13 protein-coding genes and 1 pseudogene are annotated in these 15,810 nt (G+C 34.9%); 12 read left to right on the forward strand and 2 right to left on the reverse strand.

The features are described from left to right. Positions 1 to 12: 12 nt before the first annotated feature. The 8 genes and pseudogenes from T368_RS0100325 to typA all read left to right on the forward strand — a co-directional run bounded on the left by T368_RS0100325 (position 13) and on the right by typA (position 8,333). Positions 13 to 351 (forward strand): hypothetical protein, encoded by a 339-nt coding sequence (locus T368_RS0100325; RefSeq protein WP_004083875.1) that lies wholly within the window; start codon positions 13 to 15, stop codon positions 349 to 351. Positions 352 to 678: 327 nt separating this feature from the next. Then, positions 679 to 2,061: an S-adenosylmethionine:tRNA ribosyltransferase-isomerase gene (locus T368_RS16425; protein WP_004083873.1), complete on the forward strand. Its 1,383-nt coding sequence runs from the start codon at positions 679 to 681 to the stop codon at positions 2,059 to 2,061. A 53-nt stretch (positions 2,062 to 2,114) separates the two neighbouring features. Then, a complete protein-coding gene (locus tag T368_RS0100340; RefSeq protein WP_004083871.1) occupies positions 2,115 to 2,714 on the forward strand; it encodes a hypothetical protein in 600 nt (199 codons plus the stop codon). 9 nt (positions 2,715 to 2,723) lie between these two features. After that, a complete protein-coding gene (lptA, locus tag T368_RS0100345; protein ID WP_004083869.1) occupies positions 2,724 to 3,197 on the forward strand; it encodes a lipopolysaccharide transport periplasmic protein LptA in 474 nt (157 codons plus the stop codon). A 21-nt stretch (positions 3,198 to 3,218) separates the two neighbouring features. Beyond that, on the forward strand, positions 3,219 to 4,805 hold the full coding sequence (locus T368_RS0100350; protein ID WP_004083867.1) for a methyl-accepting chemotaxis protein: 1,587 nt from the start codon (positions 3,219 to 3,221) through the stop codon (positions 4,803 to 4,805). 18 nt (positions 4,806 to 4,823) lie between these two features. Continuing rightward, positions 4,824 to 5,438: pseudogene (locus tag T368_RS0100355) on the forward strand (trimeric intracellular cation channel family protein); the annotation flags it as partial. Between the two features lie 341 nt (positions 5,439 to 5,779). Continuing rightward, the gene (locus T368_RS0100360) at positions 5,780 to 6,223 is read left to right on the forward strand and encodes a toxin-antitoxin system YwqK family antitoxin (protein ID WP_004083863.1); all 444 of its coding nucleotides are present in this window, start codon (positions 5,780 to 5,782) and stop codon (positions 6,221 to 6,223) included. 307 nt (positions 6,224 to 6,530) lie between these two features. Beyond that, positions 6,531 to 8,333: a translational GTPase TypA gene (typA, locus tag T368_RS0100365; protein ID WP_004083861.1), complete on the forward strand. Its 1,803-nt coding sequence runs from the start codon at positions 6,531 to 6,533 to the stop codon at positions 8,331 to 8,333. 360 nt (positions 8,334 to 8,693) lie between these two features. On the opposite strand, the gene T368_RS12840 is transcribed toward typA, so the two are convergent. Continuing rightward, entirely contained in the window at positions 8,694 to 9,005 is a 312-nt protein-coding gene (locus T368_RS12840) for an outer membrane beta-barrel protein (RefSeq protein WP_004083856.1), read from the reverse strand. Positions 9,006 to 10,219: 1,214 nt separating this feature from the next. Between T368_RS12840 and T368_RS0100375 the strand changes: the two genes are divergently transcribed. Beyond that, complete coding sequence (locus T368_RS0100375; protein WP_329528583.1) at positions 10,220 to 11,245, forward strand: HP0729 family protein; 1,026 nt, start codon at positions 10,220 to 10,222, stop codon at positions 11,243 to 11,245. Positions 11,246 to 11,555: 310 nt separating this feature from the next. On the opposite strand, the gene T368_RS0100380 is transcribed toward T368_RS0100375, so the two are convergent. Next, the gene (locus tag T368_RS0100380; RefSeq protein ID WP_004088023.1) at positions 11,556 to 12,026 is read right to left on the reverse strand and encodes an acyl-CoA thioesterase; all 471 of its coding nucleotides are present in this window, start codon (positions 12,024 to 12,026) and stop codon (positions 11,556 to 11,558) included. Between the two features lie 81 nt (positions 12,027 to 12,107). On the opposite strand from T368_RS0100380, the gene galE reads away from it, so the two are divergent. The 3 genes from galE (at position 12,108) to T368_RS0100395 (ending at position 15,579) form a co-directional block, all read left to right on the forward strand. Beyond that, complete coding sequence (gene galE, locus T368_RS0100385; RefSeq protein WP_004088025.1) at positions 12,108 to 13,145, forward strand: UDP-glucose 4-epimerase GalE; 1,038 nt, start codon at positions 12,108 to 12,110, stop codon at positions 13,143 to 13,145. A 290-nt stretch (positions 13,146 to 13,435) separates the two neighbouring features. Then, positions 13,436 to 14,137, forward strand: coding sequence for a DedA family protein (locus T368_RS0100390; protein ID WP_004088026.1), 702 nt, complete (start codon positions 13,436 to 13,438; stop codon positions 14,135 to 14,137). Further along, the gene (locus T368_RS0100395) at positions 14,137 to 15,579 is read left to right on the forward strand and encodes a leucyl aminopeptidase (RefSeq protein WP_004088027.1); all 1,443 of its coding nucleotides are present in this window, start codon (positions 14,137 to 14,139) and stop codon (positions 15,577 to 15,579) included. The genes T368_RS0100390 and T368_RS0100395 overlap by 1 nt, the downstream gene beginning before the upstream one ends. The last annotated feature ends 231 nt before the right edge of the window (positions 15,580 to 15,810 follow it).

Below are 15,810 nucleotides of genomic sequence, written 5' to 3' on the forward strand. Positions count from 1 at the left end.
TAAGGAGAAGTCATGCAAAATCATCACAATAATTACAGCGAAAATACGCAGAATACAGAATCTAGCACAGCATCTAACACCACGCAGCAAAAAGAAGGCGTAGGCTTACTACCATTAGTCCATGAAGTAAAGCAGCTACTTGAAACAAAGCATAATAAAAAAATCGAAGATTTAGAATTTAAGCTATTAGAAAAAGAAGAGAAAATCTCACAAATGGGCTTAGAGATTAGCACCTTGAAAGCTCAAGGCGAAGAAAAAGATATAGAGATTTATAGAATGCGAGAAGAGATTAATGAAAGCAAAAGGCTTTTAGAGCAATTTGTAACAACACTAAGCAGAACGCAAGAATAATAGCGGAATATCAAATATCTATGAATAATAGTAATGGCGTAAAAATGGATTCAAATACGCAGGATGACACGAATATAGAATCTTCACAGAATGTAGCCAAAACTCCTGTTGCTAATCAAATAGAAAAGGTTTAGATTTCAGCTGTTTGAATGGGTTATGGATTTTAAGGTATAATTGCTAAATTGGAATCTTGTATGAAAATATAGACAAGTAGGTTAAAGTATTTTCAAGCAGGTTTTTAAGGTGATATCACTAAATTTAGGTAATAGCCAAGCTAACAATATAGAATCCAAAACACATTAAGAAAACTATATGGAATTAAACCCCATGTCAAAAGATTTAGATTTATCAAGTTATGATTTTACATTACCAAATGATTTGATTGCAACAGAGCCTATCAAACCAAAAGAAAATGCTAAGCTCTTAATCTATCATAATGGTAAAATAACACATACGACATTTTATGAGTTATTTAACTATATCCCAAAAGATTATCTCATCGTGTTAAATGATACAAGGGTAATAAATGCAAGACTTTTTGCAAATAAACTCTCTTTAGAATCTCTTCATAAAACACAGATTCTAAACGACTTAATACTCCCAACAAAAAGAGAGATATTCTATCATAAACACCTTTCTAATAATCTTCATTTAGTCCAAATAAAAGGTAAGGCAAAATTGCATGATATATTTACATTGCAATATAACAATACAAATGTATTTATACAAGTAGTAGATATAAAAGATGATGGATATAAAGTCGTTTCCTTTTTTACACTAAATGATGAGTTTAGTTTAAAGAGTAATTTACAAAACAATTTCACTACAACAAATAATCTAGCATTACATAATGATTTAAATATGCAAAATAATTTAGCCCTAAATAATTCTACTTTACATAATGATTTCACTCTAAACAAGACTTTAACTCAAAATAACAATGAAAATCTAAAAAATCACTCAACACAAAACAACAAAAACCACAATAACAATAAAGATTCCACTCAAAATAGTAGTAAAGTTTTAAACAACACTTTAAATCTACAAAAACTCCTAGCATTAAAACAATTAAAACAAAACATTCTATCACAAGAAAAGGTTTTATCCTTGTTGCAAACATGTGGCAATATCCCCTTACCACCTTATATGAAACGAGAAAGCACAGAAAAAGATTCTAAAGATTATCAAAGCATTTTTGCTAAAAGTGAAGGTTCAGTAGCAGCACCCACTGCAAGCCTGCATTTTTCAGAATCTATGTTTAAATATTTAAAAGAAAACTATAATCATGCGTTTGTAACCCTGCATGTTGGTGCAGGCACTTTTAAACCTATAACTTGTGAGAATATATTAAAACATAAAATACACACAGAATCTTGCATAATCGCAAAACAAGAAGCACAAAAGATTCTAGAATCTAAAAAGATTCTATGTGTTGGCACGACTGCTATGCGTAGTGTAGAATGGCTTATAAGAGAGAATGTGGCACAAATAGAAAGTGATATTATAGGCGAGAATGCGATCTTTTTAAATCCATTTAATCCACCTAAAAAAGTAAAAGCTTTGCTTACAAATTTTCATTTACCAAAGTCAAGTCTATTAATGCTTGTAAGTAGCATTATCGGTAGAGAAGAAACACTTAGAATCTATGAAGAAGCAATAGCAAATAAATATAGATTCTATTCCTATGGCGATGGTATGCTTATTATTTAATTGTGTATAATTTTTGCTTATTAGAATTTTAAGATATTTACAAAGGTTAGAATATGGCTTTTATGCGGGGCAAAGAGCTTACAAAATGGCGTATTTTCATACTCAAAAAATATATAAAGTTTAAGATATTTTTACATAATATAGATTATATTCTTGTATTTTTTATTGCCCTTTTATTGTTTAGCTTTGCTTCATTACTACTTTTTAAGCAAAAAGGCGTTCTATATGATTATGCAGAAGAGATTCCAAAGCTTGAAATGTTTGATTTTACCTTGCATCGCTTTAATGCAGAGCATGTCGATATGATTGTAAAAGCAAGTAAGGGCATGCAATATAAGGATAAGGAAGTATATATTGACTTTTTTGGCAGTCGCTTTAATGAGGATTTAAGCACAGAGACACTAGAGGGACAGGAAGTATGGCATAAAGGTGATGAATACGACTTTGTAAATGGAATCAATTATACAAAAAGTCCAGACAGAAAGTTTTTTTCAGAAAAAGGTGTATATAATACGCTAACAGAAGTATTCATAGGAAAAGGGAAATTTTTCATAGAAGATACAGATATGACAACAAATGGGGAAAACATATTCTATGATAAAGAAACAGATATTATCAAAGCAAAAAATATTAAAACAACACTTATAAGATAAAGGATAGAAATGAAAAGATACTATATGATTCTATGTATTTTTGCATTAAATCTTATGTATGCAGCAAAACCCGATGTGATTGACATTGTGGCACAGAACTTTCAAAGCGTTGGGAATGTAACGACTATTACAGGTGATGTAGATATTAAAAAAGGGAGTGATAGACTCTTTGCTGATAAAGTCATAGTCTATACGGATAAGGCAAGAAAGCCTTTAAAATATGAAGCCATAGGTAATGTAAGATTTAGCATTATCACAACAGATAAAAGAGAGTTAAAAGGTAAATCAAATAGACTTGTATATCAAGTAAAGCAAAATGAATACAGGCTGTATGATAATGCCTTTGTAGAAGAGATAGGCAAACCAAATGTATTAAAAGGCGATGAGATAGTGCTATCTGGTAGTGGGGATTATGCCAATATTGTAGGCAAAAAGAAAGCCCCAGCAAGAGTTACCTTTACGCTTGATAAAGATGATGAATAAAATTAGTAAGTGGGAGATATTATGCTAAAGACTTTTCGCTCTAAAGTGCTTTTTACACTTTTTATCTTTATTGTATGTGGGTTTGGTGGGCTTTATTTAACCATTGCAAATGGTTTTAATAAAATGGCAGCAAAAGAAGGAAAAGAAATCGCACAGATGATTGGAGATTCTGTATTTCAAACTATACGCATGGGTATGAATATCGGTGTGCGAGAAGTCATGGACGCAGGTATTGAAGAAGCAAGTAAGATTGAAGGTATAGAATCTATCTCAATATATCGGGCAAAAAGCATTGATGAAATATGGGGAGAAAGAGATTCTAAAAGCATTCCTGCTGATATAGAAAAGATATTTAGCACAAAGGAGCAATATCTTGATAGTGGCACACATAAGGGTAGTTTTACTCTTAAAAAGCCCCTTATTGCCAATGAAAGCTGCCTTGAGTGTCATGCAAATGTAAAGCAAGGCGATGTGCTTGGCGTGTTAGATCTTAATATATCTTTAGGCAGTATGTATGACCAAATCGATGAAACACAAACCTATCTGCTTCTCACAATGATTGGGGCTGGAGTTTTTGCTCTTGTTGGATTATATGTCTTTTTTGAGAGAGAGTTGGTAAAACCGCTGAATAATCTAAGAGATATGGCAAAGGATCTAACAGAAGGTGGGAGTGGTGATTTGACAAAACGAATCGCCATTAAAAGTCAAGATGAAGTGGGAATCACCTCAACCTATGTAAATCGCTTTATAGAAACGATACAAAATACTATATCACTCAGCAAAGGTGTGAGTGAAGAGAATACTACAACATGCCTTATGCTATCAGAAATCGCTGAAACTTTGTCAAAAAATGCAGATAAGCAATTTGTGCTTGTAGATAAAGTCAATATTCTCACACATGAAGTAGGCAAACAGCTAGACATTGTAGAACAAACTACAAGTCATACAATCCATGATATTGATGATACAGAAGCGACTTTAGTAGAATTTACTACAAAACTTCAAGATTCTATCAATCTCATTACAGAACTAGCTAGAAATCAAGAAAGCGTAGTAGCCCATGTCGATGACTTAACCACACATGCAAATCACATTAGAGAAGTTATATCTATCATTAATGATATTTCAGACCAAACAAATGTATTAGCACTAAATGCCGCAATAGAAGCCGCAAGGGCTGGAGAGCATGGCAGAAGTTTTGCAGTCGTAGCAGATGAGGTAAAGCAACTCGCAGAATGCACGAGAAAATCACTCAGCGAAATCAGCAGTAATGTCAATCTTGTAACACAAAGTATAAACGACATGCAGCATACAATCATTGCAGTAGCAGATTCTATGCGAACTATCACAGATACCACAGAGCCTTTAATCATACATGCAAACGATACAAAAGATAAGCTAAAAATCACAAAAGACAATTCACTAAAGCTAAAAGAGATAAATAATGCTATCGTGCAAAGCACAAGCGATCTAAACACCATGATGAATGATATGATGTCGCATAGTGAAAGCACGCAAGCAGTAGGGCATAATATCCATGATGTCGTAAATGAAATGACACAAAAGGCACAATTACTAGAAGATTCTATCTCAAAGTTTAAGACTTAAAAGTTAAGAGAATAACACATGATATTGCAAATACTCTATATTATAGCAATCGTTTCAGAATCTATCACAGGGGCATTAGCAGCTGGTAGATATAAAATGGATCTTTTTGGCGTTTTGCTTATATCCTTAGTAACGGCTATTGGCGGTGGGACGATACGCGATATTTTACTCAATATGCACCCTATGACTTGGGTAAAACACCCCGAATATGTCATCATGCTATGCTTTTTTAGTATGCTTACAACTCGCATTCCATACTTTTTTGCTAACCTTAGTCGGCTTTTCTTGTTGCTTGATGCAGTAGGCTTAATCGCCTTTAGCATTATCGGCGTAGATAAGGCAGCAGAGCATGGCTTTGGCTTTGTGATTTGCGTTATCGCTGGGGTTGTAACGGGCATTTCTGGTGGAATCTTACGCGATATTTTGTGTAATAAAATACCACTTGTCTTTCAAAAAGAACTCTATGCAAGCGTGTCTATTGTCGCTTGTATGCTGTATTATTGCCTTTATTTTTACACACCTATTCCTAACGATATTGCCGTTATTATTACGCTAATCTTCGGCTTTTCATTTCGTGTGATTGCTTTGCATTATGAGCTTAGTTTGCCAGTCTTTTCATTTGATGAGACAAAATTACCGCATGATAAGCAAAAAGACACAAGACAATCTTATAAAAAAGATTCTATACTAGGCAATACAGACTTAAAAGATTCTCTAGATTCTAAAGATTTTACAGAATCTAAGAATACAAAAGATTCTAAAAAAGAGTAGATAGAATTTCATTTAACTAGGCAAAAAAGCTAAAGTCTAGATTCTATAAAACTATTTTAAAATAACACTAAAATACAGAATCTATAATGAATCAATTATATTTATTCTACTTTTACGATAAATGTCCTAAAAAAACTTGATTTTTTTTGTAGAATCACCACAGATTCTATGTAAGAATCATATTTCAAATTGAAAGGCAGCAGATGAAATCTCTTGGACTGATTAAAAAGGCTTTAGTTGGCAGTATAGCTACATTATGTATAGCAAGTATTGCGTATGGTGAAGAGCTAAAAGTATGTGAGACCAAACAGGATAAAATGAGTGGGTGTATAGAGATGATTGAGGGTGAAGAATCCTATACAGACACTCCCTATAAAAACGGAAAGATACATGGCGTTGTTGAAGATTTCATGCTATATTGTGAGGGTGCATGGGTGGGAGTGTCAAAGGTGCCTTATGTCAATGGTAAAAAAGAGGGTGAAGCACAACTTTTTGTAAATACAAAACTAGTTGCTACGATAAAATACACTAATGACAAGTTTGTTTCAGGTAAATGCACAAACGGCAAGGCTTTATCAAGGAATGATGCGTCCGCTATAAGCAGCCCCAATGCATGTTCTGGTGGTTATGTGTGCCCAGTAGAGTAAGTTCCATACGCTAATCACTCATTCTAACCCCCTCATTCGCTATAATTTAGATTCTAGATATCACACAGATTCTAAATATGGGAGTTAATGCATACTCTTTCATACAATAGCGCAAAACCCCAAGTTTTTCTAGCATTAAACACAGCATTAACATGAAAATCTTTTTTAAAGATGTACATACAATAAAATAAGTTTCCATACTCAAAGCACATTCTCACTTCACTTTAACAAATCTTAATATAACTATGTCATAATCAGTGATTTATTTTATTTTAGCTTTAATTTAAACTACACATAAGGAAACACAATGCAAAATATACGAAATATCGCTGTGATAGCACACGTGGATCACGGCAAAACTACACTAGTAGATGGGCTTTTAAGTCAGTCTGGGACATTTGGCGAGAGAGAGCAGGTTGATGAAAGGGTAATGGATTCTAACGATTTGGAGCGAGAAAGAGGCATCACAATCCTTTCAAAAAATACTGCCATTACCTACAAAGGCACGAAAATTAATATTATTGACACGCCCGGACACGCTGATTTTGGCGGGGAAGTTGAGCGGGTGCTTAAAATGGTTGATGGCGTGTTATTGCTTGTTGATGCGCAAGAGGGCGTTATGCCGCAGACAAAATTTGTTGTCAAAAAAGCTCTAGGCTTTGGAATCCGCCCCATTGTGGTGGTGAATAAAATCGATAAACCCGCTGCCGAGCCTGATAGGGTGGTAGATGAAGTGTTTGATTTGTTTGTATCAATGGAAGCGAGTGATGAACAGCTTGATTTTCCTGTGATTTATGCAGCAGCTCGTGATGGCTATGCGATAAAAGATTTAAATGATGAGAAAAAGAGCCTTGAACCGCTTTTTGAGGCGATTTTAGAATATGTGCCATTGCCAAGTGGCTCAAGTGAGAATCCGCTGCAAATGCAGGTTTTCACACTCGATTATGATAATTATGTGGGAAAAATTGGTATCGCACGTGTGTTTAATGGACGCGTGAAAAAGGGCGAAAATGTAATGCTTGCTAAAAGCGATGGCGAAAAGGAAACAGGGCGCATTAGCAAACTCATCGGTTTTATGGGACTAGCACGCACAGAGATAGAATCTGCTGAAGCGGGGGATATTGTGGCGATTGCAGGTTTTAATGCCGTAGATGTTGGGGATTCTATCGTATGTCCTAATAATCCTATGCCCCTTGATCCTATGCACTTAGAAGAGCCGACAATGAGCGTGTATTTTGCGGTGAATGATAGCCCATTGGCGGGGTTAGAGGGCAAACACGTAACGGCAAATAAAATTAAAGATAGGCTTTTAAAAGAAATGCAAACCAACATCGCAATGCGCTGTGAGGAAATGGGTGAGGGTAAGTTTAAAGTAAGCGGACGCGGGGAGCTGCAAATCACTATTTTGGCAGAGAATCTAAGGCGTGAGGGCTTTGAGTTTAGTATTTCTCGCCCCGAAGTGATTGTAAAAGAGATTGATGGCGTGAAATGTGAGCCATTTGAACATTTAGTCATTGATACACCGCAGGATTTTAGCGGAAGCATTATTGAGAAGCTAGGCAAACGCAAGGCAGAAATGAAAGCGATGAATCCTATGAGCGATGGCTACACGAGATTAGAATTTGAGATTCCAGCTCGTGGGCTTATTGGGTATCGTAGCGAGTTTTTGACTGACACAAAGGGCGAGGGTGTGATGAATCATAGCTTTTTGGAGTTTCGCCCATTTAGCGGCAATGTAGAATCGCGCAAAAATGGGGCACTTATCTCTATGGAAAATGGCGAGGCGACAGGATTTTCACTCTTTAATATCCAAGAACGTGGCGTGTTGTTTATCGCACCACAAACAAAGGTATATGTGGGAATGGTGATAGGCGAACATAGTAGGGATAATGATTTAGATGTGAATCCTATTAAGGCAAAGCATTTGACAAATATGCGTGCAAGTGGGAGTGATGATGCCATTAAGCTTGTGCCACCGCGAGAACTGACACTAGAGAGAGCATTAGAGTGGATAGAAGATGATGAGATTTTAGAGGTAACACCGCAAAATATTAGAATCCGCAAGAAGATTCTAGAGCCAAATATGCGTAAGAGAGCAAAGGCGAAGTAGGGTTTTGCGTGTTGTTTAAATTTACATAAGGAGTGAGTGATGAATAAGTTTTTAGAATCTATATCATAACGCTGTCAAAGGATTATGATATACTTGCTTAATCCATATTACAATAAGGTTATTTCAATGAATAAGCACAAACTAAGCAAGATTCTAAATTCTCATTATCTTGCACCCCTACGCCCTGCACCCACCCAAATGGTTGAGATTCTAAATTAATATAAAAAAGCAAGTTTAGAATACAAAAGATTCCCACTTTAAAAGTGGGAATGGAATGTTAATAATGTAAGGTTGTAAGACTGAACAAATAGGTTGAAACAAAATAAGGCAGAACAAATAAAGGTTAAGCCCTATAAAACATTAGAAAATGTAAGAATAACCTACATTAATCACATGTGTATTCATTAGCATTTCGCTTTTATCATTCTTAGTCTTTGAGCTATATCCAGCTGATAGGGCTTGGATTTTTGCACCGATTTCTACTTTATGAGATCCTGCAAAAGTCGCTGCAATACCTACATTGATAGGAATATTGAATCCATTGTAGTTCATATTGCCAAGAACCATATCAATCGCTGCTTTTTGACCTGTAATACCAGTGATACCATAGCCAAGCCCAAAGCCTACATACGCACCAAGTGTAAAGCTATCTGTATTTAAGAAATTCACCATTGCATCGGCACTTAATGTTTAATTACAGATATAACACTTTTCAAGCTTAAAACGCCCAAAATACCGATGCTCTAAACACTAAGTAAAAAAGCCTTTTTACTTTTTGTGTATCCTTTTTTGAGCCCAACAAGCCATAACCAAGACTAAATAAACTCATCACAAAACCAAATAAAATAAGGTAACACTTGCAAAGTCTTGGTTAAGAGCATATTGTTTTTCGTGATTAACTCTTAATTGACATATGACTAGTGCCTGTTGCTTGAATAATAAAATGCTCTAAAGCTTAAGGTTTAAACAAAATAAAAGACTAAAGCAACCAAACAAATACAATATTTACAAAGACTACATTAATTGCTAAGTAAAGCTTAATATCCCTACATGCAAAATACTGATAAACATGTCTTATGAGGTAAATAACAAAAGATATCTCATAGAGAATGATTGATAAGCAATATGCAATATTACATAATTAAGAAGAATGATAATAGGCCTTTGAAACTAGTATAAAGCGAGAGTAATCAGCCCAATAGTAAGTAGAGTAAAAAGTAACTTAACAATGTAGAAATAATACTGGCTTATTTGATAGGTTTATGCATGTAAATAATAATATTAATGCTAATGTAAGCAATGCATGGGAAATAAAAAGTTGTAGAGTCAACGAGACAGATAATACGCATTAACGGCCACTACATTTGCTAATGATAGTTTATGCAAGAGTCTATACTTGCAAACAAGGTATATCCAAAGCTTTTTTAGACATAAGTAAATAACAAGGTTTATGCACTGTAATAGATAAGTATTCACATGTAAGTTGATAATGCTAGAGAAAAATTTCAAAATGCAAATGCATATATCCATCATGCAAAGCATTCATACATTTGTAAAACAATATTGCTCTGCATATTAAAAGATTGCTTGCAACACTTACAAAATCAAGATAAGACCGAGATAGAAAACAAAAGATAGTATAGAAACTGAAAATAAAAATATAAAGTAAGGGGGGGCAAGGATAGGTTGGATCTATAAACAACATGAGGTGAGGCTAATAATGCAAACAGAACATTTGGCAATGTGTTTAGTGAGTGGAGAGGAAATAATAAATTAAGAGTAGGAGCGGTATTAAATAATAAAAAAACACAGAATCTAGCCACAACGATACTACAACCCACAGCAAAGATTCCATAAAACACACGCAACATACGGCAATAAACACAATAGAATCTACACAAACAGATTCCATGCAAACACTGATAAATCAAACAAGCACACAGAATCCACTGCAACTTTTTCTTACTGATTATGCAAGCCTTTATGTTTGTAAGGTTGTCTCTATATCTAAGGATAAAAATGTCCCTGCCCCTGCATATTATGATGAAAAGGGGCTTTGTGTAGAGTTTTGGTTTGAGATAAGTGATATGCAAGAACTTGTAAGAAATAATTTTGCAAATGTGAGAGATATGTTTTTGGCAAATTTTAAAACCTCGCACAATAATCGCACTTTCGCACTCTATGGCAACGACTATACTTATCCACTTGCAATCACGATGAAAAAGCATAGGGATTATTTTGCTACATTTCATGCAAATAAACAGCCTATTCTGCATTATCACAATATGTTTAAAACACAAGAGCAAATTCAAATGCGTAAAAATTTGATTGACTTCATCTTTGGTGAAAATTTGATTTATGATTTACTAACAGATTCTGTTGAAAATCTTATTAACGCCGAGCTAGAATACCATGCAAATAAAGGCAATCCACTCTATGACTGCACTGGCATTGTGATGCTATATAGCAAGACTATGGAGCAAGAGATAGGGCGATTTTGCAAGAGATTATTTAAAAACCTAGATATATTTGAAACAAGTCAAAATCAAAATAGCATAGGCGATTACACATACAAAGTGCAAGGGATAGAATCTAGTATAAAAGAATGGCTAGATTCTAAAGCTTTAATAATGCCAAATTTAGGCACATTAAATCACCTTTTAAATACCTTTAGGCAAAATATCTATAACTTTGCAAAGCATGGTATAAAAGATTCTAAAAATATTGGCTTGATGTATTTTATAGCTGAGTTGCAACAATTTATTAGAATCTTGCAGCCCATTAGAAATACCACAGCACACGCTACAAAAGCAAACTTAAAAAATGTCCTAACTTTACGCAAACAGATTTTAGGCATAGGAAGCGATAGCATTTTGGTTAAAATGATGGTTATATATTTGGCATTATTATAGTTAAAGCTGAAATCAGTCCAAAGAAGTATAGAGATACTCCTTTATTTGTTTAATGTGATAAAAAACTATCAAACAACAAAACTCACTAAAAAAACATAGGGACTTTGCAATCAAACACTATCTAAGATATTTCCTAGCAATGATTTATTCATAAAATAATCCCTTGCTTTTAAGGAATAGCATGGTAAATCAGTCTTATTGACTTACTTGCATTAATCAGCTGAATAAAAGCTAGATAAGGGATCTCATTATAGTGATCTTTCATGCTTGAATAAAAATGAATTTCACAAAAAAAGATAATATTTTCAACCTACTTCTTACTTTTTAGCTTTGCCTTGCTTACTTCTCGCCTTAGTCTCCCTGCCTCAAATCGTCTTTTTTCTTCCTCGGTTTCTGGTGTGAGTGGTGGGACTTTTGTTGGTTTGCCATTAGAATCTAGGGCTACCATTGTAAAGTAAGAGCTATTGCAATGTGTTAGTGTCCGCTTTGCAATATCCTCTGCTACTACGCGGATTCCGACTTCAACACTTGTTGTGCCAGTGTAATTAATCGATGCAAGAAAATGAATAAGATTCCCAATTTTTATCGGGCTTTTAAACAGCACTCTATCAACACTAAGCGTTACCACACCGATACCACAATATCGTGTCGCACACGCATACGCAACGCCATCTAGCATTTTTAATAAATCGCCCCCATACATTACGCCATTAAAATTCACATGTTCAGGTGTCGCTAGGATTGACATTCTTAAAGTTTTATTATCAAAAACAGATTCCATATTTCTCTCCATTGAGTTAAACTGAAAGTAGCATTATAATGTTATAATGTAGGTTTTTAATTTGAGATATGAAGGAAAATTATGAAGATACTTTTTACAGGTGGTTGTGGCTACATCGGCTCACATTGTGCGCTTCATTTTTTACAGCATACGGAAGCTGAAATCATTATTGTAGATAATCTCTCAACAGGTTTTTTGAAAAACTATGAATATTTGAAACATCAATTTGGCGATAGAGTGCGGCTGGTGCGTGAAGATTTGGCAAATTGTGAAGAGGTTTTTAAACAATATAAAATTGATACAGTGCTGCATTTTGGTGCATTTATCAGCGTAGCACAATCTGTGGAAGATCCTATTCTTTACTATACAAATAATACTTCTAAAACACTACAATTACTCTCATATTGTGCGAAATATAAGGTGAAAAACTTTATCTTTTCAAGCACAGCAGCCGTGTATGGTGAGCCAAATGAAGAGCATATCCCCGTTACAGAATCTTGCCCCTTAAAGCCCATTAACCCTTATGGTTGGAGTAAGCTTATGGTGGAGACTATGTTGCAAGACATAGCAGAATCTGCAAAGATCAATTATGTGATTTTGCGATATTTTAATGTAGCAGGGGCAAATATGCTAAATGACTATACAGCAGATAGGGCATTAGGACAGCGTGTTAAGAACGCTACTCATCTTATCAAGGTGGCATGTGAATGTGCGGTAGGTAAGAGAGAGGGTATGAGTATTTATGGGACAAATTATCATACGCAAGATGGCACTTGCATAAGGGATTATATCCATGTTGATGATTTGTCTATGGCACACATTGAAGCTTATAAATTGTTACAAAATGCAGTAGGACCGCTTGGAGAGATATTTAATGTAGGTTATGGAATGGGCTTTAGTGTCAAGGAAGTGATTGAGTGTGTAAAAGAAGTCAGTAAAAATAATTTTAAAGTCTATACCACAGGTAGGCGTGCAGGCGATCCAGCAATACTTATCGCAGATAATGCAAAGATTCTAAAAAATACAGAATGGAATCCACAATACAATAATCTCGCAAAGATTGTTGAGAGTGCATACAAGTGGGAGCTTTTTCTTAAAATGCAAGAGCAGGAGAAGTAATGTTTGGAAGCTGGTTTAAGTTTGAGTGAGTGTTGAGTGCAAAGAGGATTTGGAACACAAATACTAGATTCTAAATAAAGGATAATATATTGGGAAATGGGCAAGTATGTGGCAACTTTATATGGAATAGCCATGAGCTTTAACATTTTATTGAAATATAGTTTAATTAGCAATGAATATATACGACATATTAAAATGGAAGCATAGGGGTAACAGAGGGGGATTGTTAAATTGAATCGGAGTTTAAAATCTTTTTATAGAATCACATATCTAAAAAAAGGCAGGTTTATATGGAGAAAATAAAACAGAATCTAAAAAGCATTATTGTAGGTAGCATTGTTATCATCATAGCAATTTCGCTTTTTTTGTATGTGAAGAATTCAAATTTTTCATTTGAAGAAAGCATTAAATCTTTGTGGGAAAATCATGTGCAAGATTGGGGCTATGTGATTTTATTTTGTTGGAGTATTTTGGAGGGAGAATGGGGGCTTTTACTCGCAGGGATTGCAGCTCATCAAGGGCATTTAGATGTGTATTGGTGTATCTTTATCGCGGGGCTTGGAGGCTTTACTGGAGATCAAATCTATTTTTACATAGGTAGGCTAAGAAAAGAGTATGTGCATAAGAAATTTCGCAGTCAAAGGCGTAAATTTGCCCTTGCAAGTAGGCTTATGCAAAAATATGGCTGGCCCATTATTTTCGTGCAAAGATACATGTATGGTTTAAGGACAATCATTCCTATAAGCATTGGTTTGACACGATATTCTGCCCTAAAGTTTGCTTTAATAAATCTTATATCAGCGTGGGCTTGGGCAGCTATCACAATCGTTCCAGCGTGGTATTTTGGTGCGGAAATACTTGATATTATCACAAGCGTTTTTGCAAAAATCAAAGAGAATCTATTATTATTTGCTATTTTATTAGCTATAATTGTAGGCTTTATTGCCACATTTATATGGTGGAGAAAAAAACACACTAAGGAAAAACGCTAATGCAATACAATTCTAAAGTCAATCTAGTCATAAGCAAAGAGGAAAAAGGCGCTAAGATTCTATTTGTTGATAAGGCAATGTTAGAAGATTCTAAAAATAGCAAAAAAATCCCTGATTTCACGCTATTAAAAGAGCGTGGTTATAAGGGTAGTGGTGTATTTTTTGCTCAAAGTAGCAAGATTCTATATATAGGTTTAGAAAATAAAGAGACAGAAAGCTATGCAAATGCGATAAGCACAGCATATAAATCTATGAAAAATCTTAAGTTAGATGAAGTAAGTCTGTCTTTTAAGGGCTTAGATGAGAGTGTGCAAATTGCCATTTTGCAAGGCTTTTTACTTGGTAGTTATGAATTTAGTGGCTATAAGCATAAAAGAGACGATGAAGAAAATTCTAAGATTACAATCCATTGTATCGGCTTAAAAGAGAGTCTTTTAGAGCAAGTAAGTATTATATGTGCTAATGTGAATTTTGTGCGTAATGTGGTAAATACGCCGCCAAATATCGCAAACTCAATATTTCTATCTGAACTCGCTCAAAATGAGACTATAAAACTAGCAAAAAAATATAAAAATGCTGAAATAAATGCAACTTTGCGTAGTAATTCATACATGGAAGAACAAAAAATGGGGGCATTTCTAGCGGTAAATCAAGCCTCAAACTATCCTGCATATCTAGCTCACCTAAGCTACAAACCTAAAAAGCCAAAGAAAAAGGTGGTTATCGTAGGTAAAGGGCTAGTGTATGATACAGGTGGATTAAGCCTAAAACCTGCTGATTATATGACGACAATGAAAGCTGATAAAGGCGGTGCATGTGCGGTGCTTGGTGCGTTTTTAGCGGCGGTGCAGCTAGGACTTGATGTCGAATTACACGCAATTATGGGGATAACAGATAATGCTATCGGTAAAAATGCCTATCGACCCGATGATGTGCTAATCTCAAGAGAGAAAAAAAGCATTGAGGTGAAAAACACTGATGCAGAAGGTAGGTTAGTATTGGCTGATTGTTTGAGCTATGCACAAGATTTAGATGCGGATATTATCATTGACTTTGCGACACTTACAGGTGCGTGTGTGGTGGCACTTGGGGAATATACAAGTGGCGTTATGGGCTTTAATGAGAAGTTAAAGCAACAATTTGTAGAATCTGCCTTGAAATCTGGCGAATTGGCTCATACATTGCCCTTTAACGCGCATTTAAAAAAGCTTATAGAATCTAAAATAGCTGATGTAAGCAATACTTCAAGCTCTCGCTATGGCGGGGCTATTACTGCGGGATTATTCTTAGCTGAATTTATTAGAGAAGAATATAAGGATAAATGGCTACATATCGATATCGCAGGTCCTGCGTATGTAGAGAAAGAATGGGGTATAAATCCTTGTGGTGCAAGTGGCATTGGTGTGCGATCTTGCGTTGAGTTTTTACGAACACTTGGTTAGTTGTGTTGTGTAGGATTCCAAAGTTTTATGCAAGATAAGCATAAATCCATAAGAATTAAGGCTGCAACGAATATTTTCATAGAAGTTAATATAGGTATGTTATCAGGTTGTATGTTGTGGCATGAAAAAAAGCTTGAGAATATTGGAATCTAAGTATTTGTATGCAGAAAATGATTTTATTTATATAAAACAGAACGATGCCGAAATAAACAAGCTTGTAAGAACTAACTT

Origin of the sequence: Helicobacter bilis ATCC 51630, from assembly GCF_000686565.1 — a bacterium.
Classification (GTDB): domain Bacteria; phylum Campylobacterota; class Campylobacteria; order Campylobacterales; family Helicobacteraceae; genus Helicobacter_A; species Helicobacter_A bilis.